This is a genomic window from Methylobacterium sp. 174MFSha1.1 (assembly GCF_900116815.1).
GTDB lineage: Bacteria > Pseudomonadota > Alphaproteobacteria > Rhizobiales > Beijerinckiaceae > Methylobacterium.
In genome coordinates, this window is record NZ_FPCB01000025.1 from 43,222 (window position 1) to 67,808 (window position 24,587).

Annotated in this window: 33 protein-coding genes and 1 tRNA gene; 12 read left to right on the forward strand and 22 right to left on the reverse strand. The window is 66.7% G+C overall.

Features of this window, described 5'->3' with window-relative positions:
• Positions 1-11: 11 nt before the first annotated feature.
• The 10 genes from BM430_RS21455 to BM430_RS21500 all read right to left on the reverse strand — a co-directional run bounded on the left by BM430_RS21455 (position 12) and on the right by BM430_RS21500 (position 8,165).
• Positions 12-365, reverse strand: a complete 354-nt coding sequence (locus BM430_RS21455) for a hypothetical protein (protein ID WP_093569280.1) — start codon at positions 363-365, stop codon at positions 12-14.
• 8 nt (positions 366-373) lie between these two features.
• A complete protein-coding gene (locus tag BM430_RS21460; RefSeq protein WP_093569281.1) occupies positions 374-1,429 on the reverse strand; it encodes a major capsid protein in 1,056 nt (351 codons plus the stop codon).
• A gap of 6 nt (positions 1,430-1,435) precedes the next feature.
• Positions 1,436-1,816: a head decoration protein gene (locus tag BM430_RS21465; RefSeq protein WP_093569282.1), complete on the reverse strand. Its 381-nt coding sequence runs from the start codon at positions 1,814-1,816 to the stop codon at positions 1,436-1,438.
• A 3-nt stretch (positions 1,817-1,819) separates the two neighbouring features.
• A complete protein-coding gene (locus BM430_RS21470; protein WP_093569283.1) occupies positions 1,820-2,974 on the reverse strand; it encodes a head maturation protease, ClpP-related in 1,155 nt (384 codons plus the stop codon).
• A gap of 11 nt (positions 2,975-2,985) precedes the next feature.
• Positions 2,986-4,539 (reverse strand): phage portal protein, encoded by a 1,554-nt coding sequence (locus tag BM430_RS21475; RefSeq protein WP_093569354.1) that lies wholly within the window; start codon positions 4,537-4,539, stop codon positions 2,986-2,988.
• Between the two features lie 62 nt (positions 4,540-4,601).
• Positions 4,602-4,859: a phage head-tail joining protein gene (locus BM430_RS21480; RefSeq protein ID WP_093569355.1), complete on the reverse strand. Its 258-nt coding sequence runs from the start codon at positions 4,857-4,859 to the stop codon at positions 4,602-4,604.
• An 11-nt stretch (positions 4,860-4,870) separates the two neighbouring features.
• A complete protein-coding gene (locus BM430_RS21485) occupies positions 4,871-6,862 on the reverse strand; it encodes a phage terminase large subunit family protein (protein ID WP_244539606.1) in 1,992 nt (663 codons plus the stop codon).
• Between the two features lie 34 nt (positions 6,863-6,896).
• A complete protein-coding gene (locus BM430_RS21490; protein ID WP_348273091.1) occupies positions 6,897-7,562 on the reverse strand; it encodes a hypothetical protein in 666 nt (221 codons plus the stop codon).
• Between the two features lie 94 nt (positions 7,563-7,656).
• Positions 7,657-7,929, reverse strand: coding sequence for a hypothetical protein (locus BM430_RS21495; protein ID WP_093569286.1), 273 nt, complete (start codon positions 7,927-7,929; stop codon positions 7,657-7,659).
• Positions 7,926-8,165, reverse strand: a complete 240-nt coding sequence (locus BM430_RS21500) for a hypothetical protein (RefSeq protein ID WP_093569287.1) — start codon at positions 8,163-8,165, stop codon at positions 7,926-7,928. Before BM430_RS21500 ends, BM430_RS21495 begins: the two co-directional genes overlap by 4 nt.
• A 106-nt stretch (positions 8,166-8,271) precedes the next feature.
• Between BM430_RS21500 and BM430_RS34835 the strand changes: the two genes are divergently transcribed.
• Complete coding sequence (locus tag BM430_RS34835; RefSeq protein WP_177303132.1) at positions 8,272-8,445, forward strand: hypothetical protein; 174 nt, start codon at positions 8,272-8,274, stop codon at positions 8,443-8,445.
• Between the two features lie 135 nt (positions 8,446-8,580).
• On the opposite strand, the gene BM430_RS34160 is transcribed toward BM430_RS34835, so the two are convergent.
• The 9 genes from BM430_RS34160 to BM430_RS21545 all read right to left on the reverse strand — a co-directional run bounded on the left by BM430_RS34160 (position 8,581) and on the right by BM430_RS21545 (position 14,293).
• Entirely contained in the window at positions 8,581-9,063 is a 483-nt protein-coding gene (locus tag BM430_RS34160) for a transcription termination/antitermination NusG family protein (RefSeq protein WP_177303133.1), read from the reverse strand.
• 428 nt (positions 9,064-9,491) lie between these two features.
• Positions 9,492-9,911, reverse strand: a complete 420-nt coding sequence (locus BM430_RS21510) for a Ros/MucR family transcriptional regulator (protein ID WP_093569289.1) — start codon at positions 9,909-9,911, stop codon at positions 9,492-9,494.
• 35 nt (positions 9,912-9,946) lie between these two features.
• Positions 9,947-10,873, reverse strand: coding sequence for a DUF7146 domain-containing protein (locus BM430_RS21515; protein ID WP_093569290.1), 927 nt, complete (start codon positions 10,871-10,873; stop codon positions 9,947-9,949).
• Positions 10,854-12,332, reverse strand: coding sequence for a DEAD/DEAH box helicase (locus BM430_RS21520; protein ID WP_093569291.1), 1,479 nt, complete (start codon positions 12,330-12,332; stop codon positions 10,854-10,856). The genes BM430_RS21515 and BM430_RS21520 overlap by 20 nt, the downstream gene beginning before the upstream one ends.
• The gene (locus BM430_RS21525) at positions 12,329-12,970 is read right to left on the reverse strand and encodes a helix-turn-helix domain-containing protein (protein WP_093569292.1); all 642 of its coding nucleotides are present in this window, start codon (positions 12,968-12,970) and stop codon (positions 12,329-12,331) included. The genes BM430_RS21520 and BM430_RS21525 overlap by 4 nt, the downstream gene beginning before the upstream one ends.
• On the reverse strand, positions 12,967-13,230 hold the full coding sequence (locus BM430_RS21530; RefSeq protein WP_093569293.1) for a hypothetical protein: 264 nt from the start codon (positions 13,228-13,230) through the stop codon (positions 12,967-12,969). Before BM430_RS21530 ends, BM430_RS21525 begins: the two co-directional genes overlap by 4 nt.
• 83 nt (positions 13,231-13,313) lie before the next feature.
• Positions 13,314-13,616, reverse strand: coding sequence for a hypothetical protein (locus BM430_RS21535; protein ID WP_093569294.1), 303 nt, complete (start codon positions 13,614-13,616; stop codon positions 13,314-13,316).
• The gene (locus tag BM430_RS21540; RefSeq protein WP_093569295.1) at positions 13,616-13,930 is read right to left on the reverse strand and encodes a DUF837 domain-containing protein; all 315 of its coding nucleotides are present in this window, start codon (positions 13,928-13,930) and stop codon (positions 13,616-13,618) included. The genes BM430_RS21535 and BM430_RS21540 overlap by 1 nt, the downstream gene beginning before the upstream one ends.
• Positions 13,931-13,933: 3 nt before the next feature.
• A complete protein-coding gene (locus BM430_RS21545; RefSeq protein WP_143132097.1) occupies positions 13,934-14,293 on the reverse strand; it encodes a hypothetical protein in 360 nt (119 codons plus the stop codon).
• 272 nt (positions 14,294-14,565) lie between these two features.
• Between BM430_RS21545 and BM430_RS21550 the strand changes: the two genes are divergently transcribed.
• Positions 14,566-14,832, forward strand: a complete 267-nt coding sequence (locus BM430_RS21550) for a hypothetical protein (RefSeq protein WP_093569297.1) — start codon at positions 14,566-14,568, stop codon at positions 14,830-14,832.
• A 424-nt stretch (positions 14,833-15,256) separates the two neighbouring features.
• Positions 15,257-15,895: a helix-turn-helix domain-containing protein gene (locus tag BM430_RS21555; protein WP_093569298.1), complete on the forward strand. Its 639-nt coding sequence runs from the start codon at positions 15,257-15,259 to the stop codon at positions 15,893-15,895.
• 173 nt (positions 15,896-16,068) lie between these two features.
• Here the strand turns inward: BM430_RS21555 and BM430_RS21560 are convergent, their stop codons facing one another.
• A complete protein-coding gene (locus BM430_RS21560; RefSeq protein ID WP_093569299.1) occupies positions 16,069-17,148 on the reverse strand; it encodes a ParA family protein in 1,080 nt (359 codons plus the stop codon).
• A 457-nt stretch (positions 17,149-17,605) separates the two neighbouring features.
• On the opposite strand from BM430_RS21560, the gene BM430_RS35070 reads away from it, so the two are divergent.
• The 7 genes from BM430_RS35070 to BM430_RS21595 all read left to right on the forward strand — a co-directional run bounded on the left by BM430_RS35070 (position 17,606) and on the right by BM430_RS21595 (position 22,547).
• Complete coding sequence (locus tag BM430_RS35070) at positions 17,606-18,415, forward strand: BRO-N domain-containing protein (protein WP_210188453.1); 810 nt, start codon at positions 17,606-17,608, stop codon at positions 18,413-18,415.
• Positions 18,416-18,528: 113 nt separating this feature from the next.
• Complete coding sequence (locus BM430_RS21570; protein ID WP_093569300.1) at positions 18,529-20,031, forward strand: hypothetical protein; 1,503 nt, start codon at positions 18,529-18,531, stop codon at positions 20,029-20,031.
• A gap of 3 nt (positions 20,032-20,034) precedes the next feature.
• Positions 20,035-20,415, forward strand: a complete 381-nt coding sequence (locus tag BM430_RS21575) for a hypothetical protein (RefSeq protein ID WP_093569301.1) — start codon at positions 20,035-20,037, stop codon at positions 20,413-20,415.
• On the forward strand, positions 20,412-20,879 hold the full coding sequence (locus tag BM430_RS21580; RefSeq protein ID WP_093569302.1) for a hypothetical protein: 468 nt from the start codon (positions 20,412-20,414) through the stop codon (positions 20,877-20,879). Before BM430_RS21575 ends, BM430_RS21580 begins: the two co-directional genes overlap by 4 nt.
• On the forward strand, positions 20,876-21,334 hold the full coding sequence (locus BM430_RS21585; protein ID WP_093569303.1) for a hypothetical protein: 459 nt from the start codon (positions 20,876-20,878) through the stop codon (positions 21,332-21,334). Before BM430_RS21580 ends, BM430_RS21585 begins: the two co-directional genes overlap by 4 nt.
• Positions 21,334-21,837 carry a hypothetical protein gene (locus BM430_RS21590; RefSeq protein ID WP_093569304.1) on the forward strand — a complete coding sequence of 168 codons (504 nt, stop codon included), beginning with the start codon at positions 21,334-21,336 and terminating at the stop codon, positions 21,835-21,837. Before BM430_RS21585 ends, BM430_RS21590 begins: the two co-directional genes overlap by 1 nt.
• Positions 21,834-22,547, forward strand: coding sequence for a hypothetical protein (locus BM430_RS21595; protein ID WP_093569305.1), 714 nt, complete (start codon positions 21,834-21,836; stop codon positions 22,545-22,547). The genes BM430_RS21590 and BM430_RS21595 overlap by 4 nt, the downstream gene beginning before the upstream one ends.
• Positions 22,548-22,558: 11 nt before the next feature.
• On the opposite strand, the gene BM430_RS21600 is transcribed toward BM430_RS21595, so the two are convergent.
• Positions 22,559-22,774 (reverse strand): hypothetical protein, encoded by a 216-nt coding sequence (locus tag BM430_RS21600; RefSeq protein WP_093569306.1) that lies wholly within the window; start codon positions 22,772-22,774, stop codon positions 22,559-22,561.
• 158 nt (positions 22,775-22,932) lie between these two features.
• On the opposite strand from BM430_RS21600, the gene BM430_RS21605 reads away from it, so the two are divergent.
• Entirely contained in the window at positions 22,933-23,184 is a 252-nt protein-coding gene (locus BM430_RS21605; protein WP_093569307.1) for a hypothetical protein, read from the forward strand.
• Positions 23,174-24,400, forward strand: a complete 1,227-nt coding sequence (locus BM430_RS21610; RefSeq protein ID WP_093569308.1) for a site-specific integrase — start codon at positions 23,174-23,176, stop codon at positions 24,398-24,400. The genes BM430_RS21605 and BM430_RS21610 overlap by 11 nt, the downstream gene beginning before the upstream one ends.
• 86 nt (positions 24,401-24,486) lie before the next feature.
• On the opposite strand, the gene BM430_RS21615 is transcribed toward BM430_RS21610, so the two are convergent.
• Positions 24,487-24,561 (reverse strand) — tRNA-Gly (locus BM430_RS21615).
• Between the last annotated feature and the right edge of the window lie 26 nt (positions 24,562-24,587).

The following is a 24,587-nucleotide window of genomic DNA, read 5'->3' on the forward strand; positions in this document are numbered from 1 at the left end:
CGATAGGACGCTCATCGGGCGGCGCGCTGCCCCTTGTCGGCCTCGGTCTTGGCCTTCGTGGTGTCGCCGACCTGCTTGCCCTGATCGGCGCCCGCGCCGGCCTCATTCTCGGCCGCCGGAGCATCGCCGCCGCCGGTATCCGAGCCCTCGGCGACCTCGTGGGTGCCGGCGGCGAGGGCCGCCTGCGCCTCGTCCCAGCCCATGGTGACGGGCTCGCCGTCGGTCTTGCCCTTCTCGCGCAGCCGCATGGCGCGTCTCCTCTCGATGAAGGCCTGCTGCGCAGGCGTCAGAACGATAGGGCCGCCCAGGATCCCGGGCGGATAGGGATCGACCTCGTCTGCGACGAGCATGCGGATGGGCCGCATGCCCCGCCTCAGTTCGAGGTGAAGCCGCGCACCAGCAGCGCCGGGCGCTTCACGAGCGGGAGCGGGTTGGACTCGGTGTGGATGTCCATGCCCTTGCCGAACTTCTTCGGCTCGAGCGGGGCCACGAACACCTCGGCGTCGCCGATCGCCGGCGCCTGGTTCACCGCCGACCAGAAGTCGGGCGGCGCCCAGTAGTTCGTGAAGGTGTCCGTGGTGCCGAGCGGGAAGAACCGCACGTCGCCGGCCGGGATGAACCGCTCCGGCACGCTGGTGGTCCCGTCCTCCTGCACGTAGGAGGCCGAGCCGCGGTACTCCTCGAAGGTGATCCCGCCGAAGGTGAAGCCCTTGCGGACGTCCTCGCGCAGGATCTGCGGCCCCGACTGGTAGTACTTGAAGGCCTCCTTCACGCTGGCGTGCGTGGTGAATTTGCGGAACCACTCGGGCGACGCGAGCGCGTGCACGCCGGTCATGGTCTCGCCGAGGAGGTTGTCCTCCATGTAGCCGGTGACGTCCTGGCACTTGCCGAGCACGTCGGTGGAGGCGGTGCCGAGGGCGAAGTCCACCACCTGCTGCGTCACGCCGAAGGCGGCGAACAGGTCGAGGATGACCGAGCCGTCGTAGTCGCGGATCACGCCCTTCAGCGCATCCATCCGCAGCTTCTCCAGCGTGATCGCGTGCTTGTTGCGCATCACGATCAGCTTCCGGTTCAGGAAGCCCAGCACGGTTTCCAGGCCCGCGATGCCGGTCGGCGTGAGCGCCAGCATGTTCTGGACGTCGGTCGCCAGGACGCTGTCCTCGTGCGGGATGTGCGGCACGGGGAACGCCTTCGGCCGCTGCCGGCCACGGGTGCCGAGGGTCGCCGGGGCGCCGCGCGGCCGGGTCGGCAGCAGGTTGAGCACGCCGTTCTCGAGGATCACCGTCACCGTGGTGGTGGCGATCGGCTCGGGCCGGAACAGGCCGAGCGCGTTGATGCGCCCGTAGGCGTTCGGCACCAGCGTGATGTTGCCGGTGAGGGCGGACGCCGAGAAGGCGTCCTGGTTGAAGATGTCGAGGATCTCGGGCATCGCGTATCAGGCCCCCTGGCGGACGATGATGCCGACCGCGGCGAGCTGGGCGTTCGCCGCCGCGCGCTTCGTGGCATCGTTGATGGTGGCCCCGTAGGTGAGGCCGGCGTGGCTCGCGACGGCGTGCCGGGACACGATCACCGCCTTGGCGTCGGCGCTCGTCGCGTCGACCGGGAAGAGCAGCACCGCCACGGCGGTCTGCGAGCCGTCGGCGCCGGAGGCCGCGGCCGGCACGTACTTGCCGGTGGCCGTGACCTTGGCGAGGACGGCGCCGGAGACGAGCTTGCCGGAGCCCGAGGCGATGATCGCCGTGTCGCGGCTGCGGTAGGAGCCGTCCTCCGACTTCAGCCAGTCGGAGGCGACGATTGCGGTCTCGAGGAGGGCCATGGATCAGGCGTCCTTCTTCTTCAGGCCGGCACGGGCGAGCTCGCGCTCCATGCTGCTGGCGGAGGCGGCGAGACCGGCGTTGCCCTGGGGCGCCGGCGGGTGGGACGAGATCGAGGTCTTCTCCTCGGCCGCCACCAGCCTGTCGAAGAGCGCGGCCCGGGCCTGCTCCACGGTCTTGCCCTCGGCGAGCATGGTGGCGTCGAGGTCGGCCGGCAGGGTCGGATCCTTGCGGCGGGCGAGCGCGACGAGGTTCTTGATCTCGCCGGCGGCGCCGATCCGGGCCTTCGCCTGGTCGATCGTCACGCCCTCGGCGAGGAGGGTCGATGCCATGGCCGGGACACCGCCATCGACGCATAGCTTGGCGATCTCCGCGGCGTCGGAGCGGGCGACGGTGGCGGTCGGGGCGGGCGTCGGCTGAGGCGCCGGCTTGGTGGTGGGAGCGGGCTCGTTGCCCGCCTTCTCGGTCGCCATCAGCTTCTCCTTCTGGCGGGGTGGGGCGGCGGGCGCCGCGGCGGTCGCACGGGCACGGTTCGTCCACGCGCGCTGATCGGCCAGGGCGACAAGGCGCTCCGGCGGATGGGTGAAGAGGCGGTAGTCGAAGGCGGTCGGCTCGGCCGGCGCGGCGTCGTCGTTGGCGGCCTTGGCCTGGACGCGGTCCGCATAGCCGCGCTCGACCGCCTCCTCGGGGGTCATCCAGATCTCGGCCCGCATGTCCGCGCGGGCTTCCTCGGCAGTGTGCCCGGTGCGGTCGGCGTAGATGCCGGCCATCGCGGTCGCGAGCGCGGTCAGGCTGCGCACCGAGGCCTCGTGATCCGACACGGTGCCGAAGGTGAAGCCGGAGGGATCGTGCACCATCATCAGGGCGCCGAGCGCCATGACGATCTCGTCGCCGGCCATCGCGATGACGGAGGCCGCCGAGGCCGCGATGCCCTCCACGACGATCGTCTTGCGGCCGGTGTGCGCGGCGAGCGCGGAGTGGATCGCCGCGCCCTCGGTGGCGATTCCGCCGCCGCTGTTCAGGCGGATCGTGACGTCCGCGCCGCGCCCGACCTGTGCCAGGGCCACGATGACGTCAGACGCGGTGAAGCACTCGTCCCAATAGAGGTCGCCGACCGTGCCGGAGAGCACGATCTCGTTCCCGTTGACCAGCACGGCCATGTCGGATCCTGTCAGGTTGTGGGCTTGGGCGTGGTCTTGGGCTGCGGCACGGGGTCGGCCGGCGGCGGCGCCTCACCGGCCGGCGCGATGTCCACCGCCTTCCGCCCGTCGCTGGTGTAGGCGAGCCCCATCTCGTCGGCCCGCTCGTTGTCCGCCTGGTTCTCGGCGTCGATGGTCTCGGCGTCGAAGCCGCCCTCGGCGACCTTGCGGGCGCGCGACGAGAGACCCGACTGGATCTCCTTCGTCTTGCCCTCGACGTCCTGCACCGGGTGGATGTACGGCCAGGCCTGCGGCACCCAGTTCGCGGCATAGGCCGCGGCGCGGGGCATGCCGGGCGGGAGCTTCAGCGCGCCCGAGAGCAGAGCGAGGTCGATCCACCGGCGCCAGATCGGGCGGCAGAACTGGAACACGACCTGATGGTGCTGCAGCGCCTCGACGCCGCGGCGAAAATCGTTGAGGGCGGCACGCAGCGTGCGATCGTCGAGGGTGCTGTAGTCGCCGCTCAGGATCTCGTAGAGCAGCCCGCAGGCCGCCGCGATCTGCCGCTTGGCCTCGCGGACGAACATGTCGAAGTTCGGCCCGACGTCCTTCGGGTCGGAGAACTGCACCTCCTCGCCATCGGCCAACACCTGAAGGGTGCCGGGCTCGAACTCCAGCGACACGGCGCCATCATCATCGGCGCCGTCCGTGCCGAGCGGCCCGGAGCCGGCCGGGCTGTCCGCTCCCTCGTCCATGACGCGCTTGATGAAGCCGACGAGGCGCGCTGCGTTCTTCTTGCGGACGAGCTCGGCGTCCAGGTAGCCGTCGAGGTCGTAGAGCGTGCGCAGCGCCCGGGCGAGCCAGGGTTCGCCGCGGTCCTGCCCGGGGCGCATCGCCCGGTAGAGGTGCGCCACGTCGGTCGCCGGCACCTCGGCGAGCTCGAGGCCAGCCGGCGCCATGACGCCGTCGCCGGGATGCTCCCGGTAGAGGAAGTAGCTCTGGCGGCGCCCGATCGCGTTGTAGCGGATGCCCTGGCGGATGTTGCTGCCGGGCTCGGTCTTGAGGTGCGGGCAGTGGTCTCCCTCGAGGACCTGCAGCTGCAACGGCACCGACAGCCCATCCGAGAGCAGCCGGGTGCGCAGGCGGGTGAAGCTCTCGCCGCCCTCGACCATGCCGCGCACCGCGATAGCCTGCAGGCCGTAGAAGTCGTGCGCGCCGATGCTGTCGGCCTCGTCGGTCCAGGCCAGGAACAGGGCCTGCAGGCCAGCCCGGAACGCGGCGTCCTCCTTCTTGATCCGGCGGGCCTCGGCCTTGGACAGGCCCTCGGTCGAGCGCGCCGCGGTGGAGCGCGGCATGATGCCGGTGCCGACGATGTTGCTCACCAGCCGATCGACGGCGGCGCCGGCGTAGGGGTTGCGTCGGGTCTGATCGCGGCTCTTCCGGCGCAACTCGTCGAGCGCGTAGGTGATCGCGCTGTTCGGGCCGTAGCTGCCGACCCGCCAGGCGCGGGAGCGACGGCCGCGCCCGCCCGCAACGTCGTAGGCCGGGGCCTCGAGCGTGCCGGCCGGCTCGCCATCGAGATCCATGGCGATCGGCGCGACGTACTGGCCGGTGCCTTTGACCCGGAACCGGACGGGCGGCGTTGCGCTCACCACCCGCTGCGCCCCGTCATCACGACCTGCCGAGTGCGACGGACGCCGCTGCCCTCGCCGATGGCCGTCGCCAGATCGGCGATGTCCCGATCCAGGTCGCGGAGCGCCTGCCGCATCTCGGGATAGGTGCGGTAGGTGACGCGACCCGTGTTGTCGGCGCCCTCGACGGTGAGCACGCCGCTCGTCATCGCCGCGCGCAGCTTCAGCCGCTGGGCGCGCATCTTGAGCAGACGCTGGCCGTCGGTCTCGTACATCTGCGGCCCCATCACCGATTGTTGACCCGGCTGCGCCGCACGGCGCGTCGTTGCAGGTTCCGCGCGGCCAGGGTGCCGGCGGCGACCGCGGGTGCCAGTGGCGCTTCCTCGGCCCTTGGGCGGATCCGCTCGATGCCCAGCGCCGCCTCGAGGTCGCGCCAGTGCAGTTCCCGCCACCGGTCCCACCCGCGCATCGCGGCGAGGCCGCGGGCGTAGTTCGCGCAGTCCAGCACCTCGTTGCGCCGTCCGCCGATCGGTACCCACTCGCGCCGGGTGCGGCCGCGCGTGACGTGCGTCACCAGTTCCTCGGCGGTCAACTGCTTGACCTGATCCTCGGGCACGTCGCGCGGCAGGTGGACGAAGCCGGCCGGGAAGGGGTTGCCCTCGGCCGGCCGCTGCAGCGCGAGGCAGCCCATCAGCTCCTGCTTGGCGAACGACGCACCCACCCGGATCGTCTTCAGCCCGCGCCGCAACTTCTTGCCGGCGGGGGTGGTGTCCTTCGCCCCCACGCCGAGAAAGGCCGACGCGTAGCTGTCCTGGCCGTCGACCGCGTGCACGTTGCCGCGCCCGCCCTGCGAGCGGACGAAGGCGTAGACCTCGGCGGTGAAGCCGCTCGAATCGATGCCCCAGTCCCGCACCGCCATCTCGGCGCCGGCCTCGTGCTGCCAGGTCTCACCGAACATGGCCTCGAGGTCGGCCCACACCTCCGGCCGGTTCGTCGGCCCGGGCAGCACCCGGTGCTCGACCAGCCAGCGCTCCCGGTTCCGCCCGAAGCCCCAGACCCCGACCTCGAGGCGGTCCTTCTGGACGTCGACCCCGGCGAACAGGATCAGCGCCGCCCGGCAGACCGTGCCCGACAGGTAGGTGTCCCGCCGGGCGTAGACGTCGTGCCAGTCCGGCGCGTCGGCGCCCTCTTTCCAGGTCCGGGCGAGCTGGGTGTTGAAGAAGGTCCGCAACGTCTCTGGCCCGCGTCGCAGCGCCCTCGCGAACTTCGTCACCGTCTCCCGGATCGTCTGTTTCGGCGCGTAGAGCTTCGAGGCGACGCCGCCGGCATGGTCGTTCGGGACCGCCTGCGCGCTGCAGTGTCGGCAGAGCGCCCGCCGCACCCCGTGCGCCAGCGGCGCCCACCGTTCCGGCGTCTGCGGCTCGCCGCAGCAGGTGAACGACCGGGTCTGCCGCCACTCGATGCGCTTCAGCGCAACCAAGCGCTGGGCCTCGGTCCACGGCCGCTCGCAGGCCTCGCACTCGTACCGCGCCGTGTGGGTATCGATCTTGCCGGCCTCGTCCTTCTCGAACCGGACCCGCTCCCATTCCAGCGACTGCCAGGCGCCGCAGCCCGGGTGTGGGCAGCGGACGAAGGCCTTGCGCTGGTCGCTCTCCTCGTAGCTCGCCTCGATGGCCGAGCGCCCGGCGATCGTCGGCGAGCAAGCCACGACGGTCAGGCTGTTCGCCTTGAACTCGGCCTGCCGCTCCTCGGCGAGGTCGATCGGCGGCCCCTCCCCGCCTGCGGATAGCGGGTACTTGTCGATCTCGTCGCAGACCAGGAGCCGGATCGGCCGCATCGCGAGGTTGGTCGGGCTGTTCGCGCCCACCAGAGTGATGTGCCCGCCAGGGAACTGCTTGTGCGACAGGGTCGCGCCGGCATCCCGGGACTTGGCCTCGCCGAACAGGTCGGTCAGCACCTTGGTGTCCCGGATCATCGGCGCCAGCCGGTCCTTCGAGAAGGTCTCGGCCGCATCGTCCTTCGGGAACACACCGAGCATCGGGCAGGGATCGACGTGGGCGAAGCGGCCGATGACGTTCTCGATGAGCGTCGTCTTGAGCAGCTGCGTGCACGCCATCAGCGTGATCTTGCTGACCCCGGGCTCGGTCGCCCAGAGCATCGGGCCGCGGGCGACCTCGACCCGCGACACGAAGAACTTGCCGCCGTTCGAGCTCTCCTTGCTCAGCTTCCGGTACCGCTCCGCCCACTGCACCACGTCGAGGTTCGGCGGCGGGGTCATGCCGCGCCGCCAGGACCGGCGTAGGCTGGTGACGTCAGCCGGCCTCGGGGGAGCCGAGATCGGGGTCGCTGGGCTCGCCGAGCTCGGCGAGGTGCTGTTGGACATAGGTGGCGAGGACCTGGGTCAGCGTCCGGGCATCGACCTTCAGCGCGTCCGCCATCTCGATGCCGACCCTGGCCGGCCAGGCGAGCCAGGCGTCGCGCATCGCCCGGGCCTCATCGAAGAAGGCGGCCTCGGCCTCTGCGCGGTCGACCAGCTTGCCCTGCTTGGTCAGGTACTCCTGCCGGCGGAGCAGGCCGAGGTGGTTCTCCTTCCGCTGCGCCGCCGCGGCGAGCGAAAGGTTCGGGTTCTCCGGATCGAACTCCGGGGGCTCCTCATCGCCGTCCGGCTCGGCCCGGCTCGGCTGCGGGATCGCGCCCTTGTGATCCGCCTTGCTCGGCCGCGGCGCCGGGCGCTCGCGCGGATCGGGCTCGGCGCGCGGGATGGCGCGGATCGGACGGTGTGTCGTGCCGCCCCGATTGGTCGCGGGGCGCTGGTCGAGGTTCCATTCCGTGGCCTCGACCTCGACTTGGCCGTCCGAGGCCATCGCCAGCAGGCCCTGACCCTTCCACTTCGTGACGATTGCCTTCGAGACGCCGCGGTGCCGGGCGAACTCGGCCTGGGTCATCGTCGCGGCGGGGCGTTCACTCGGGGCGTTCACCGTACACCGTTCACGGGTTTTGAGGTCCTGGCGCTAGAAAACCTGGGGGCCCCGACCACCCGTATAGGTCCGGAGGCGCCAGGGGCCCTGACGATCAGGAGCGGGCCGGGTGCAGGCGAGCAGCAAGCGCCCTGACCTCGTCTCTGAGAGACGCCACCTCGGTCGCCACGCCCTCGGACACCAACGCCGTCTCCAGCATGTGCTCGATCTGCTCGCTCAGCGATCGCCCCGCTGCATCGGCTCGCTCCTGAAGCCGCGCCCGCAGATCGTCCCTCGCCCGGAAAGTGAGGCTGTTCCGCTTGCGCTGCTCTGCGGGCTTCGGTTGACCGCCGCGCTTTCGGCCTTCGGTCGACGTCTGCACGGTCATTCCTTGTCGGCCAGCAGCGCCTCGACGATCTCGACCCGCACCTTGGTCCCAACCTTGTAGGAGGGCGAGCCTTCGGTCTGGTCCTCGAACTTCACCTTCACGGTCAGGTTCTTCGCCTCGGGATCGTACCCGGCCTGCCTGAGGGCGTGTTCGCGAACCACCCGCTCGAGCTCGTGCCGATCGATGAAGCACTGCACCTGACGCTCGTTGATGTAGGTGCTGCGGATGTCGGCCATGTCATCTCGCCTGTACTTCAACAAATCTCATATTGTCTGCGCATTTACTGTTGATTCCGCAAGCAACGCGAAGTACAACATAAGCACAGACAGAGGAGAGACACAGATGACCAAGACCAACCTCACCCACATCCTGATCAACACCAAGACCCGCCAGCAGCAGAGCAAGCCCCTCACCCGGACCTGGGCCGATCGGATGGCCGAGCAGCTGAACAGCGTGATGGGCGCGGGGACGGTGGTGGTGGTGCCGGTGGGTTGGCAGGGGGTGGGGCTCAACTGAGCCCCCTCACCGCGGGGCGGCCCTTTCGTCCGCTCTCCCGTTCAGGTTCGCCGAATTACTGACCGGCTGGTCATTAACGCCAAAGCTAACGCACGGCAGGTGCAGAGCAGCCTACCGCGCGGACCTCTTCCGATATCATGCCACGTCCTTGAATTTCAATCCCAAGTTCCGGGCGGCCTTGTGGGTGCAGGTCGCCGAGTACGGCAGCGCGCCGATCTTCACCAGGTGCCGGATCAGCGGGGGCACCTCGAGTTGGGGATCCGTCTGCCGCAGCGTGGCGTCGAACTCGCCCCGCAGGATGCGCAGGCGCAGGTCCTGCACCTCGCCCTGGTCCAGCACCGCCCAGCGGTCCGACGCGCCCCTGACGATACGCTCCAGGCCGTAGATGCCGGCGACGTGCTGCGACGAGGGGTCGAGCCCGAACACCACGATGCGGGCCATCAGGGGGCGCTCGGCAATGATCCGCTTGCGATTCCGCACCCGCCAGAACCGGAGCATCGGCAGCACCGTATCCACGCCTCTACGGGCCATGGCGTCGCGCACCTGGATCTCGCAGCCAGGGTTAGTCACGGCGGCGTGCCAGCGGACCGGGTTGGGCTCGCCGGCGGCTTGGCACATGGCGGCCTCGCGGCGGCTATCTCGCGGCCAGCGGCAGCGGTCACCAAGGCGCAGAGTGGGCGCGGCCGGCAGCACCGGCGCGTCCGTCGCTTCACCAGCAGCCTGGGCAAGAGCGATTGAGCGACGGGACATCAGGCCGTCTCACTCGCTAGGCCGGACCCGAGCAGAATGACTCGCTGCTTCTTGATCATGACACACTCCCAACTCGAGACAGGCAGGCAGCATCGGCAAAGGCCGGGTGGCGGCTCTGAAACGAGCCAGGGCCTTATGGCAGAGGCACCCACGCCCCGATCAGGTTCTGGGCGCCGCCCGCTTTGCCGTCGTCGAAACACCGGTCACAAGCGGACCGGTGCGCCATGCGTACGTGTCAAGGTCGGGGCGGAAGCGGCGCCGATAAGGCCCGTTCTTCCGCGGCTTAATCTATGTAGTTACGCGATGCGCTTTTTACGTCTGGCCTGTCCGAGACCGTTGCTCTTGGCAAGCTCGGAACGAGTGGCCGCGTAATTAGCGGCGACCATCGGATAGTCACGCGGCAGGCCCCACTTCTGGCGGTACTCCTCGGGGGTGAGACCACGGCTCGTCAGGTGCCTTTTCAGCGACTTATACTGACGGCCGTCCTCAAGACTAATCAGGTAGTCCGGCGTTACCGTCTTCCTGATTGGAACGGGAGGCTCGAGCTTCACAGGCTCCGCAGCCGCCGGCGACGCCAGCTTTACAAGCGCCGCGTGGGTCGAGGCGATCAGCGCCCCCAGTTCGCCGGCCGGCACACTATTCTTCGCCACGTAGGCTGACACGATGTCAGCGGCGAGGGCAACGTATTCCGGCAGGGTGGCGCTATCATCGCTCATGAATGTTTTCCTAGTCCAATTTATGGCGCGGAAATTCAAGCCGCAGCTAGTTCGCCTGTTAGAACGTCACACCAATCACTACCAATTTCAGCGGGAATTTCAACTCTCACGCTAGAGTACGCGCGGGAAAGTCGGTGTGCGAGCGCATAGGATGCCGCCTGCCCAGCGTAAGCGGCATCAGAATCTCCGAACACGACGATTTCCTCGACGCTTGAGGGCGGCTCCCACTTAGTGAGCAAGGTGGAATTGATTGCAGCCCAGCATGGGATGCCGAAGAGGGAAGCTGCGGCCAAAGCCGTCTCGATTCCCTCGGCGATCCCAAGGACCGGGCCAGGCTCGAAGAGACGGATGGCGGCGCCGGCCGGGATGGGGCCGGGCATCATCCGGCGCGGATCGTCGACCGGCGCCTTCCTGCCGTCCTCGGTCAGGTAGGTGCGATGGATCGTGGCCGGCGCGCCGTCGGGCCCGGTGACCATGGCGAGCATGGCCGGATGCCAGGAGGGCGTCTCGTTCTGGTAGCGAAGGCGTGTGACTGTGCGCAGGCAAGCCGGGATGGTCGACAGGCCGACGCGCCGTGCGAGATAGCGCGCAACGGGGTCGCCGGCCTGCACCGGCGAGGAGGATCGCCACAGCCGGTTCAGGCGCTCGCGGCAATCGTCGGCAGAGCGCTTTCCGCGCACCGGGTGGGCCGGGACCGTGCCCATCAGGGCATCGACGCGCTCGGCTACCTCCCTGAACGTGATGCCGAGAACCCGTATCGCCAACGTCGGGCCATCACCCGCGCCACAATGGTTGCAGATCCAGGTCCCCCTCCCCTCCACATCGTCGAAACGGAAGCGGGTCTTGCCGCTGCAGAGTGGGCAGGGGCCTTGCTTCGCGGTGAGGTACTTCCGATCCACGCCGAGGAGGGGGAGGAGTTCGGACCACCGGCCGGACGCGCGCTCACTCAGCGGCCTGGACATGGTGGACCTCCCGCTTCTTGGCGAAGGCGATCGCGCGCGATTTCACCCAGCTCAGGATCTCAGGGGTAGGCTCGACCTCCGGGGCGTCACGGTAGTGGTTGGGCCAGACGCCGGTGAGTTCGCGGAACTGGTTCGCCGCCCATCCGGTCGAGTACCCGCGGCGCCGCCCCACTAGCTTGAGCTGCCCGAACAGGTCGGCCTTCTCGAGCGTCTTGGCCTTCGCCTTCAACGGCCTCACCTCTACGAGCTCGCCGTCCTCGCACTGGATCTCGCTCCGCTTTTCCGGCTTGAAGCCGCAGGCCGGGCAGGCATGGACCTTGGGCGGCTTGAGGAAGCTGCAGGACGAGCATTCCTTCGGCAGAGGCTCCGGACGCTCCTTGGCGTCGCGCTTCTGGCGCTCCCGGCCGTCGTCGAGCCGGTCGTGGTGGATGTCCGTCACGAAACCGAGCCGCAGGTGCGTGTCGGAGTGGTCCAGGATCAGGCAGTCGGCCTTGCCCGGCGCGGTCCGCAGGCCCCGCCCGATGATCTGGACGAACAGCATCTCGGACTTGGTCGGCCGCGCCAGCACGATGCAGCGCACGTCCAGATCCACGCCGGTGGTCAGGCACCCGACGCTCGCGATCGCCTTCAGCTCGCCGCGGGTGAACTGCCGGAACAGCGCTTCTCGCTCCTCGCTGCCGGTGTAGGCGTCGATGTAGCCCGTCGCTACACCGGCTGCCTGAAACTGCGCCTGGAGGTGCTTGGCGTGCGGCCGGTCGACGGCGAAGATGAAGGTCGGGCGGTTCTCACCCCGCCGGAGCCAGGTCTGGACGATGTCGGCGACGAGGCTGGCCTGATTCATCGCCTCGCCGAGGTCGCCCTCGTGGTAATCGCCGGCGACCGTGCGGACGTCGGAAAGATCGGGGTGCGACGGCGCGTAGACCCGGAACGGCGAGAGGTACCCGGCCTCGATCAACTCGCTGGTGGTCGTGACCTGGATCAGGTCGTCGTAGAATTTGCCCAGGCCCTTCGTCCACGGCGTCGCCGAGAGACCGACGAAGGGCACGCGCTGCCAAGCCGGATCGCCCATCCACACGCCCAGCATCTCGAACCAGCGATGCGCCTCGTCGACCACGACGATGTCGAACGGCGGGATCGCCCGGCGCTGCAGGGTCTGGATCGACGCGACCTGCACTGGCTTGCTCGCGTCCGTCATCGGGTGGCTGCCCTGGATCACCCCCACGTCGTGAATTCCCTCGCTGAAAAACGACCGGACGGTCTGATCGATGAGGGACAAAGCAGGAACAACGAACAGGATCCGCTTGCCCTTCGCCAAGGAGCCCCGGACGATCGCGCCGGCCACCACGGTCTTGCCGAAGCCGGTCGGGGCTTGGAGCATCGGGCGGCGCCGGCCGCTGCGGAGCGAGGCGCGGAGGCGGTCGATGATCGCGACCTGATGGGGGCGAAGCTGCCGGGTCATCGGTCGCCCCCTGCGGCAACGTCGAGATCGTCCCAGGCCGAGCTGTCCAAGCCGAGGGGGGAGCTTGGGCCGAAAGCGTCGTCGCCAAACGGGTCGAAAGGGGGTCCGGGGCGGCGGGTCGCGCCTACCTGCTCCACATCCTGAAACCTCTTCTCACGGCTAGGAATAAGGTTCATGGTAGTTCTTGGTAGGTTCTTTCCCCGGCACGTGGTGCCGCTAACCCTACCTTCAGATGCCGCTAATCCGTCCTTGATATGCCGGTAACTCTCCCCGGACTTAGCGGCATCATCTGCCGGTAAATCACGGCCCGAGGGGCGGACCGGCTCGGGCTCTTCCACGGGATCGGCAGCCACCGTGACGAGGTCGAATTCTACCGCCAAGTTGAGAACGATCAGGTCCGAGGCGCGCCCGCCGATACCGTTGCCGCGGTGCGTCCGGGCGATGGCGCCGGCGGCGGTCAACTCGGCCAGGACGAGGCGGATGGTGCGAACCGCGAGGCCGGTCTCAGCGGCCAGCGTAGCCTGCGAGGGCCAGCACCGGCCCTCCTTATCCGCGTAGTCGGCGAGCGCGTTCAGCACGACCCGGCAGGTGGTGCGCACGCGCTGGCGCTTGGCCCATTTGGCGGCGACGACGCTCACTGCTCACCTCCCTGAACGGAGGCGGCGACCAGATCGTCAGCCACGCGGTAGACATGCTCGGCGGCGTTCGGCGTGCTCGAGGCCTTGGCGATGGTGGAGCCGGCATAGCGCAGCAGGCAGTCACCGAAATCGACCACCATCTCGTAGTCGAATGCTGCCTGGGCCCGGCGAACCAGATCTTGGCGGAGAGCGCGCAGTGCCGCGTCGGCGGCGTCGTAGAGGCTCGGGTCGGCGCGAAGCTGTGTCTTGAGTTCGGGCATGACGAGACCGTTCCGAGAACCGCAGGCGCGGTCGGTTGCAGGCTTCGGTGGATGGGACGGGGTGGCGCCCTAGGCGCGTGGGATCACGGCGGCGCGCGCACTTGTGCCCTCGGCCGCTCCTTGGTGGTCAGGTGGCCCCTGAACTCGGTGACCGGCGGCTCGGGGGCCGGCTGCAGCAGCGAGAGCGCCAGGATCGTGTCACGGTGCGCACGGGCCCGCGCACGATTCCTCTGGGCCGCCTCAGTCAGGTCCCCGGCGGCGAGTTCGTCGGCAAGCTGTTCTTCCGATCGGGCCTGGGCGTCGTACCAGCGGATGAGTTGGTCGAGCCGCGGGCCCGAGATCGGCCGGTCGCTCACCAGGATGGTGATGGCGCTCTCGTCGGCCATCACTCGGCGGCCTCCGGCATGGTGACCGCCGCCGCTGCGGCGAGGATCGCGGCGCGCAGGCGCAGGTTCTCGGCTGTCAGGCGAGAGACCTCGTCCTCGAGCGCTAGGTGGTCGCGCTCGTCGCGGACGAGGTGAGCCCGCATGAAGGTGGTGTAGGCCGCGGCGACCGCGGCGTGGTCGGCCGGGTCGTCGCTGTCGGCGGCGATCCGCTTGGCGTCGACCCAGGCCCGGAACAGGCGTTCCCGGTAGCCCCGGGCCGGAGCGAACCCGGCATCCGGTGCGTCAGGGGCGAGGGTGGGGGCAGGAGCGGTCACGGGTCACTCTCCATCAGCCAGACGCCGAGTGCGGCCAGCCACCGCCCGGAGCGCAGCAGCATCCGCCCCAGCCGATCCCGCAGAGAGGCGGGACATGCGTTCCGCCAGCGCTTCGAAGTCTGCTGCCAACGAGGCGTACTCATCTGATCTCTCCCGGGTGCGGGCCGCACGCGCCGCTCGGATCGCCTCGATCTCCGCGGCCTGGACGGACCGGGCCTTGCGGTACCAGAGGTCGAAGGCCCGCCAGTACGAGAGCCCGGCCCGCCGAGCGGCGCGGCCAATCTGAACCTTGATGCTGTCGTTGCCGACCGGCTGCGCGATCTCGCGCAGGCCCTCGGCCGCCTCAAGCAGGAACGCGGTCACGCGCTGCTCCCAAGACTTTTGGGACATCTCCCAATCCACCTCCGCCACGATCCGGGTCGTGACGGAGGTGCCAGATGAGGAGATGCCCCGAGGATGAGTTGACGGAGACGGAGGCCACGCCGCGCACCACCCTGGCAGGACCGGGTGCGGCGCGGGCCGCCGAGACGAGACGCAAACACAAGGAGCGGGCGCGCCAGCGCCGACGCCGGCACGCGCCCTGGGAGCGAAGCGCGCTCCATTCCCGCAGCCGGCCCCGATGAAAGGAGCCGGCCATGACCGGACGCGAGACCGACCCCGATCAGGACTTCACGATCGAACTGCAGCGCGTCGAGTTCGAGGACGACGACCCCTTCGGCCCGGAGACCTACGTGATCACCTTCCGGGTCGAGCGAGAGGGCAGAGGATTCGACATCACGGTCTGGCTGCTGGCCCACAGCGTGCCGACGGTCGATCTGATCCGAGCCGCGATGGTGCTGCTGCACGAAGTCGTGGCGAAGCTCACCGAGCAGACCAGGGCGTGGAAGGGAGGCATGGCCTGACCACGATACGCTGCAGTTAAGAAATGCGAGCGCCGGGCGGCGGACAGATCTATTGTTCAGCCCGGCGAAACTATCATCGATCAGCATGGCGCCGCCTCATCTTGACCGATGAAACGGAGTGTCTTGTGACGTCGGCGCTTCTGTTGTTCAAAAGCATGCGCACTCACAATGAATTCGGGTGTGAGAGCAACGATCCCCCTCACGCGAGCTTCGGTTAACAGCTTCGGCCAATAGGCGACAGGGATCGACCCGCGACGTCGCATAGAAGCCGCATGCTCTGTGGGGACGCCGATGACACGCCCTACCTGAGCGGGGCCGCCAAATGCCTCAAAAATTCCGCCGACCGTCATCATGGGCCATCTGTACGTTTTGTGGCGTGGTCGGTCAAGGCGAAACGTACAGTGCGTTTTGTTAGAAGGGCGGCATGACGCTCGACACTCCGAACAAGCGCTTGGCTCACGTGCGCGAAGCAGCTGGCTACTCGACCGCAACCGAAGCAGCTCGAGCCTTCGGCTGGAATGAGAACACGTATCGAAGCCATGAAAACGGAGAGCGCGGTCTAAAGGCTGAGATTGTGCGGAAGTACGCGCGTGCGTTTCACGTATCAGTATCATGGATATTATTTGGATTTGGCCGACACGATCAAAGCAATGTGATTCCGCTTAGAGGATATATAAATCAAGATAATTCAATTTATTTCAAAAAAGAAACAAAGAATCGTCAAACATACGATGTAGGCGCAAAATTAGATTTCGAGCTGTCAGGTGATTTTTTTGGCATTGATACGCCGCAATTTGTACCGGATTTGACATTACTGGCAAAAAGTTTAATAATATTTAGAACCCTGCCGTGGACTATTAGCAGCGCTGAAGGCAAGTTGTGTCTCATCGAAAAGGAAGATGGCACATTTACGGTACTGCCGGTTCTCAAGGGTGATGGCGCTAAAACGATCCAGATTGCTACGAGGGGAATTCCACCTATTCTTGAGATTCAACCAAAAAGTCTTCATCTAGTTTATCTTATCGTTCCACCGGGAGGCTGGGAACCCGTCGAAGGATTATAGCGACTGCCAGCATCATAAAGAGCGATATCTTGTATCTTGTCGTAAAATATTGATTCTACAGTAGATTAATTTGCCTTTATTGCGTTGCAAATAATTCGTTCGGCGTATCAGTACCAATAAACACTTGATAGGATCTAGCGCTTTCGGATGCTCTTGTTCGAAGGCGCTAGATCTTAAAGAATGCTTGCTAGATATTTTAATTCGCGCTGATAACGTGCTGCGGATGAGTTCACCTGCAGACGCTTTCCTTCGACCTTATGAAAACTTCCGACTTTGAGGTCAGCAATCGGAATGCTTTTCGCGCCACTGACGCGCCCTGCCGACACAAAATCATCTGTCACCACGAAGCATTTACGAGGATCGTCGGCGGCGAATAGATGGGGGTACTTCCCCGCCAGTCGACATGCTCGTTCAATATACATCCTTGATGCCGAGTCAGGAGTTGCGGTTTGCTGACTCTTGGAACCAGCCATTGTCATTACTACTGCAGCAATCTTCGGGGTGGGCAGCCCGCCAGCACGCTCGTTCCACGTCTGGAAATCTCTATTTGAATTGTCGAGCATATTGAGCAATAAATTGAAGGACTCGATGGAATGTTCATCAACACGAATTGGGACAATTAAAGCGTCAGCCGCGCACCAAGCTAGGTGTGTTCCACCTGCATAGAACGGACTCGTGTCCATAAGAACAATCTCCGCTCCGGTATTTACGCATTGATGGTCAAGTATTTGCTTCAAGCTCAACAATAGCGCCCGCACGGAGTTTATTTTTGATTTTCCTGTGTTTGCCGCTGCAAGTTGCAGCTGCTGATATAGCTGAGATGGAAATGCAAACATTTCAGGATCGCCGGGGATAATATATGACCCCTTGCCGCCCATAAAAGATTCGCATGACTGTGATACACTATACGCTATTTCGTCAGGCTCAATACCAAACGCAGGACCGAGAAGTCTTGGACGTAGAGCGTCGAGGATTGTCACCTTATTTTCTCTGTCGCGCCGCAAAACTTCGGTTAGGTTGCATTGCGGACACAAATCGGCAATCAATAGGCGATAACGCCGAGAAAGTTCGTATGCAATATTAAATGCTATAGAGGATTTACCGACGCCGCCACGAAGATTAGTAACTGCGTATGAACGAAACTTGAGCGGCCTACTTAGAGAAAATCCTTCCTGAATGACCTTAGCGTGAGTGTCGAGGACAGGCTGGATATGTTCTTCAGCTTCAGGGGCAAGCGGGAGATCTTCAAGCATAGCATGACCTGTAGAAGCTTGGCGCCACCACGGCACCATCGTTCGCTACAGGCATAACATCTTTCGGCAGGGAACGCGAACACCTGCAGGTGAGAAATATTTTGGCAGGCGTAAATATTTTCGGCAGGACCACTGCTAAGGCATTGATTTTAATTGTTTTATGAAATTTTGTCGCACGAGACGATGCTTGCGGGTCTATCGGGCGTGCCGCGAGTGAAGCCGTTGGAGTATCGGTCGTGCGGAATAGGTCACGCGAGGCTTCGAATTCGGACAGGCGCTGCGGCTGTACGAAACGTGTTGACTATCCAGTGCAAAACGTACAGCATGGTAGTCACCTTCTTCGAGGCAGTGGAGGTCGCCAGTGCTGCCCAACCTCGTCCCCTTCATACCTAGCCTCGCCGTGGCCGCGCTCTGGTGCGCCAGCCACGCCCTCACTCGCTAAACGGAGGGTTGAGGCATGGGAGCGCTCACGACCTTCGACTTCGAGACCAAGCCGCTGCGCTTGGTCGACCGCAACGGCGAGAGCTGGTTCATCGCTGGCGACGTCGCCGGCATCCTCGGCTACGCTGCCGCCAAGGATCTGACCCGCACCCTGGATGACGACGAGAGGGGTGGGCACCGGGTGCCCACCCCTGGCGGAGAGCAGGAAGTCGCCGTCATCAGCGAGGCGGGCCTGTACCGGGCCATCATCCAGCGCCGGGCGACGAACGCCGTTCCGGCCGAGATCCGGCAGACCATCACCCGCTTCCAGCGCTGGGTCTTCCACGACGTGCTGCCGAGCATCCGCAGGACTGGTACCTACGCGCCGGCCGAGCGGTCCGATGCGCCCGGGGTCGCCACCGCCTTCCACTCCTACTTCTCCATCGGCGAGCTGATCGGTCTCGACCGCAACCAGGCGGCTCTGGCGGCCAACCGCGCGACGCGCACCACCACCGGCATCGATCCGCTGGCGCTGATGGGCGCGACCCATCTCCTGGCGCCGCAGCAGGCCCCGCTTCTCACCCCGACCGACCTCGGCAAGGAAATCGGTGGCCTCTCGGCAATCGCGGTCAACAACATGCTGGCGGACCGCGGTTTCCAGGAGGGCCGGCGCGACGCCAAGGATCGGCCCTACTGGGTCCCGACCGCCGCGGGCGAGCGCTTCGCCGTGTTCCTCGACACCGGCAAAAAGCATTCTGACGGCACGCCGGTGCGCCAGCTCAAGTGGTTGGCCGACATCGTCGCCGCCCTGCGCGAGACGACTACGGCCGACGCGCCCGTAGCCTGATCCTCTTCTTCCCAGTTCCCGCCCTCGTCGGCTGAGAGCCGACCCGGACGGGCCACCCCGCGGGTCATCACGCCCGCTTCTTCCCACACAGCCAGACCCATCAGGAGGCTGCCATGCTTCACGTTCCCGGTATGCCCGAAGGCGTTCACGTTTCATTCTCGCCGGAGGATCAGCCGGTGTCGTCTCCGGCCCAGCCGGAGCGCTACACCCCGCCGAGACTCGTCGGAGCCGGCGGCACGCCGTCGGACGCCCTGACCGCGCTGCTCGACGCACACGAACTCGCCTACGGGCACGCCCTCTGCTCGGAGGCCTACGGTCTGCCGGACCTGGCCGAACGGCGGCAGGCCGAGGAGGAGGCCTTCCGAGCGCTGCTCCACACCCCGATGCACTCGGATGCCGACCGCGTCGCCTACGCCATCGCCGTAATCTCGCGGCAGATGTATTCCCTCGGCGATGCCAGCGCGACCGAGCGCGATCACCCGATGGCGGTCGCCTACCGCAACCTCCGCTTCGGCGAGCATGCCCGGGAGCCGGAGGAGATGCGGCGCGTCGGGCGTCCAGCCGACCCCGAGACTGCCGCAGACCCAACCCTCTCGGCCATCGCCGCCAGCAAGGCGGCAACCGCAGCATTCGACGCCTTCGAGGCAGAGCTAGAGCGCTATGGGAAAACCTCAGGGTGGGCCGCCCGTGAGGGCTACCTTTCTGACGCCGACCTCACGGCGCAGAAGGCCGTTTGGAAGACCGTCCCCACGACCCTGGCCGGACGCCGTGCCCTCGTCGAGTATGCCCGCGCTCAGGTCCAGCGGCGCACCCATCCTGACGGCGACGTGGACGACAGCGCTTGGCTGCTCAGCCAGATCCTCGACGCCTTCGCGGCGATGGTCGATACCGGCTCCGCCGTAAGGAGTCTCCGATCAGAGGCCTCCGACGCTTCGGCCCTAATCGATGTCCTCGAACGGGAATGGGCGGCGGAGATTGTCGGGGATCGTGAGGACCGCAGCGATCTCAGCGCCGAGGCGGATGCCCGCAGCGACGCGAGGATGGAACGGCGGGATGCGCTGATGGCTGCCGCCGAGGCGCTACCGGCAGGATCGCGCGAGGCCCGGCACGCCAAGGCTCTGGCCTTCGCCTGGGACGCATCGATCATGCTTTGGAAGGCGGATTGGACGCGCGACCAATACGGGACGGACGGTCGCCTCATGATCGACCTGATGGACAGCCTGACCGGCGAGCCTCGGGTGGCACATGCTGCAATCCCGGAGGTTGTCGCCCTAAAGACACCAAACCTCAACCTGTCCAGCTATTCGGTCTCGCAGCTCTGCGCCCTGTTCGGCGTCTATGAGCGGGCAGAAGATCACTTCTACAGCGCCGCCTGGTGGCCGAAGCTCGGCGAGACCGGATCGAGCTTGGTTACCGACGAAGGCGATCGCTGCATGGCGCTTAAGGACGCCGTGGCAGACGAACTGCAAAAGCGCAAACCCGTGGATACCGGTGATGCGGACGAGCGCGGAGAGATACTGATGCGTCGCATGCTCCTCCGGGGAGACTGGGACGCCACTGCCCACCAGGCTTGCAGCCTCCGGAACGAGGTTGCTGCCTGCCAGGGGAAGCACTGACCGATGGCGAACGCCGTCGCCCTCCAGACCCGGCAGCCTCGTGCTGCCGGCCCCACCAGAGTCACCCTCCCTCCCCTGCATCCGGCAGCCGCGTGGGCAAGCCTGCCGGCGGAGGCCCGGGACACCCTCGGCACCACGCTGGTCGACCTCGTGTTCCAAGACTTCCTTTCGGGCGCCGCCTACGCCGAGGAGGATCGCGTGCTCACCGATGACGAACAGCGCAGCGCCGCCATCGAGCGTGCCGAGCGGCTGCTGAACCGGATCTACGACGATGTCGCCGCCGCGCTGCCGGCGCTGTTCGGCCCAGCCGGCGAAAACCCGGCTTGGGTCGAGGATTACCGCGCTGGCCGGCTCTCCATCTCGCACGAAGGGGTGCTGTCGTGATCGCCTCTCAGACCACCGACCCGCACGTTGCCTGCCGGCGCCGACTCCTGACCGCCTATGCCTGGTTCGTGGCCTCCCGGCCGATCGAGGGGGGTTCGAATCCCTCTCTCTCCGCCCACAAGGCCGCCCAGGCGGTGAACAGTGCGAAGCGTCGCGAGGTCGCCCGCGTCCTCGCTCTGCAAACCCCGACGACCTTGGACGGTCTGCGGGTGTTCGGTCTGGCCCTGGCGATGTCGCTTGAGGGTACCTCCGTGGAGGGCGACACCGATGTTGCCGCGGCCCGCGCGATCCTCAGCGCCACCCGGGAGACCCTGCCGTTGGGGTTCATCGGCTTCGGCGACGAGCCGGATCACGGCGACCGTGACCGTGCCGCCTGGACCGGCATTGGATCGCTCCCCGCCTGGGCTCGCGACGGCAAGGCCGCGCCTGACGATGCCGACTTCCTGACGGAGACGCGGGCATGAACGCAATCGGTCGCCTCCCGCCCACCCGCGGCCTCGTCGGGATCGACGTCCTGCTGATCGAGGGCCGCGTCATCCACCTCGACGACATTGCGACGGCCGAGGAGGGGCGCCAGCTTCTCGCGGTCCTCGACGGCGAGATTGCCAGGATCGAGGACCAGCTTTCCGCTGCCGATCTGCGCGGCGCGGACCCAGAATGGCGCCGGCGCGCCACCACCGCGCACAAGCGCAAGCGCCGGATCCGCCCCCGGCTGCAGGAGCGGATCGGCACGCTTCGCCGGGCCGAGCGGGATCAGGCGCACGCTGCCGACACCCTCGCCGCCACCTCTGCCAAGGACGGCCGGCGGCGAGCCTTCATCCTCGCCGCACAGCAGTTGCTCAGCCACGAGGTCGTAACAGAGGTCTGGGCGCGGGCTGCCGAACTAAAGCCCGATCTGTTCGTGGGGGAGGCGCGCTGATGCACAAGACCAACTCGCGCAATGCCCAAGCCCGCGCGCTCGCTGCCGTGCTTCACGCCCGGCACAACGAGGCGGGGATCAAGCCCGGGGTCTTCAAGGAAGAGGCGGCCGGGCCCGAAACGCCGGAGGAACGCAAGCAGGCGCTGATCCGGGAGAAGATCCGGATCTCCCGCGAGCTGACGGACGTGAAGTCGCGCATGGCCGCCGCCGATGCCTCCCGCCAGCGTACCGGCCGCTACGCGCCGCGCAAGGAGTGGTTGGAATGGGCGGAGCGCCGGGCCGCGCTCGTCGCCGAATTACAGGACATCGAGGTGCAGCTGGCCGGCGCCAAGGTTCTGGCCGCCCGTGCCCACGAAGTGGTGAACTCCGAGCAGCGCGAGACCTTCGCCCGGGTCTTCATGAAAACCGCCCGGGAGATGCTGACCGAGCCGGTCTACTCCCGGCTGATCGTGGCGACAAACCATCGGCTTGCCGATGCGCGGGAGGCGGGTGAAACGCCATGACCCAGACCGACCCCATCCTCGCGGCGATCACAGCCCACCGGGCCGCCTACGACGCCTTCCAGGTCGCGCCCGAGGGCGATGCCTCCATCCTCGCCGACGAAGCCTACCGCGAGGCCGGCGACGTGCTGATTGCGCAGGCCTGCACCACGGCGGCCGGCGCAGCAGCCCTTCTGCAGCACCTGCGGTGGTGGCTCGTGGAAGAGGCCGCCTTCGCTGAAAGCTACGGTCTGACCTATCGGGCCGCCCAGGTCCGCGTCGCTGACCTCACAGCGCTAGCCTGTGCGTGCTGGCCGGTGGCGGTGGTCGGCCTGGACCCGATCCACCAGGCCATAGCCACGGCTGAGACCGCGGAAGCGGCCCACACCGCGGCGCTGTCAGGCCTCGACGAGAGCAACGAGGTGCAGATGCGCCGCGCCAACGCCGCGGCCGACGCGAGTTCGGCGGCCTTCCAGGCGCTCACCTTCGTCATGCCGACCTCGCGAGCCGGGCTGTACGCCCTTGCCGAGTTCTATGCCCGGGAGAGCGAGGAATTCGAGCCGATGTGCGCGGGCGGTCAGTACCTGCAGCACCTCGCGGCCGCCATGAAGGGGAGTGATTCCACAGGCATGATTTCGGGACTCTCGCCGGCAAAAGCTGCGTCAGATCAGCGTCTTGTCTGCATGATTCCGCGAGCGGCCGCACACGCCACTTCATCGGCGAGGGCGCAGTGAAGTCGTCTCTCTCAGACGTGAGCCGAGACTGTCTCCGGCACGCGCCGAATGGCATTGCGCCGGATGGTCCCGTCACGCAGCGCAGTTGCGGAGCAATCGGCATCACCGCGGCCGATCGGCTGGCCTGCCTCCACCTCGCCGTTGGAGAGGTAGGTGTCGAGCGGCCTCATGACATCGCGAAAGAGACCGCCCACGCCAAGGGCGTCCGTTACTTCATAGAGCAACATGACAGTACAGCTTTCGGGTGTGAGTTGTTAGGCGCTGCTCACGCGCGCCACGTATGCCCGAACTACGATTTGACACTCGATACGTTCCAGCGGATCCCGGAAACTTCACGCGCTCCGACCGCTCGCCCAGCCCTCAAAGCAGGATAGCGACCCTGACCATGGCGCGCATGTCTCTTCGCAATCAGGGTCTGTTCCCGTGCGAGGCCGAGGTGGCCCGGCGCCTCAGCCAAACCCCCACCGAGTGGTCGGCGAAGGCGAAGATCCTGGAGCGCGACGGTCTGCCGAAGGTGGACCCCCTGATGGGCGGCCGGCCCTGGCCGGCAGTGCAGGCCTACTTCCTGAGGCGCTACGGTCTCTCCACCGTCCAGGCGATTCCGCCCGACGGCATGGAGAACCTCGATGTCCTCTGATTTTCCGACACCAGGATTGAAGCGCAAATCGCGGAAGGGCGGCCCTGACGTGCCCATGTGGGCAGCACGAGCCGATCTTGTGAAGCGCGGGTACGAGCCTAAAACGGTCCGCCTCCCCTATCGTCTAGATGAGCCCGAGGACGCGGCGCTTCTCTCAGCGGCCTGCCTCCGGCTGCAGGCCGAGATGCTGGAGTGGTCATCCGGGCATTTGCGGGATCCGAACCGGTTCGATGGCACGATCCGCAGCCTATCGCGGCGATACCAGACCGACCCGGAAAGCCCGTTCAACCGCCGGCTCAAGCACACCACTCGCGAGAAGGATGCCCACGTCCTCACACTGATCGAGAAGGCCTTCGGTGATCGCGTAGTGCCATCTCTGAAACTTGCGGACTTCTGGCGGTGGTATGACGCGGCGAAGAAACCCAAGGCGCCGGGCCAGCACGAGCGCGTCAGGCGCGCCTGGGGCATCATGAAGAAGCTGCGCGAGCTGTTCGCCTACGGCGTCGCCGCCGAACTCAATGGCTGCGCCCGGGTGCGCGACATCCTCGCCGAGATCCGCTTCCCACAGCCGGCTCGGCGGCGGGTCACCCTCGATCTGGAGCACGTCGAGGCCTTCATCTCGAAGGCGATCGAGATGGAGCGCATCTCCCTGGCACTCGCAACCGCGATCCAGTTTGATGCTGTCATGCGGCAGAAGGACGTGGTGGGCGAGTGGGAACCGATCCCGGAGGGCGAGGCGCGGACCGGCATCGTGCTCAACGGCCGCCGCTGGGTGAACGGCCTGACCTGGGCCGGCGTCGTACTCGACGGCGTAACGCGGAAAGCCACCACGAAGACGGGGGCGATGATCGCCCACGACCTCTCGCTTTGCCCGCACGTGCAGCAGGTCGCCGCGCACGTCCTGCCCGAGCGTCGCGTCGGTCCGCTGATCATCGACGAGCAGCAGGGACGGCCCTACGCCGGCGACGCCTTTCAGCGCGAGTGGCGCAAGGTTGCTAGGGCCGCCGGGATCCCGGACCACATCTGGAACATGGATGCGCGGGCTGGGGCGATCACGGAGGCGGAGGACGCCGGGGCTGACCTCGACGCGATCCGCGCGACCGCAGCCCATACGGATGCGAAGACCACGGCTCGCTACTCGCGCGGCGCGGTCGGCAAATCGCGGAACGTGGCGGAGCTGCGTCTTGCCCATAGGGCCATGAAGAACAGCGCCTGAACGAGCATAAGGACCGCGATGGGGACCATGGGGTCCGCTAGATCAGCGGTAGACCGTCGAAAAAGCTGACGCTTCAAGGGGTTATATGGAGCGGGCGATCGGGATCGAACCGACGACATTCAGCTTGGGAAGCTGACGTTCTACCACTGAACTACGCCCGCGGTGGTCATCGTCATACGGGGTCGCC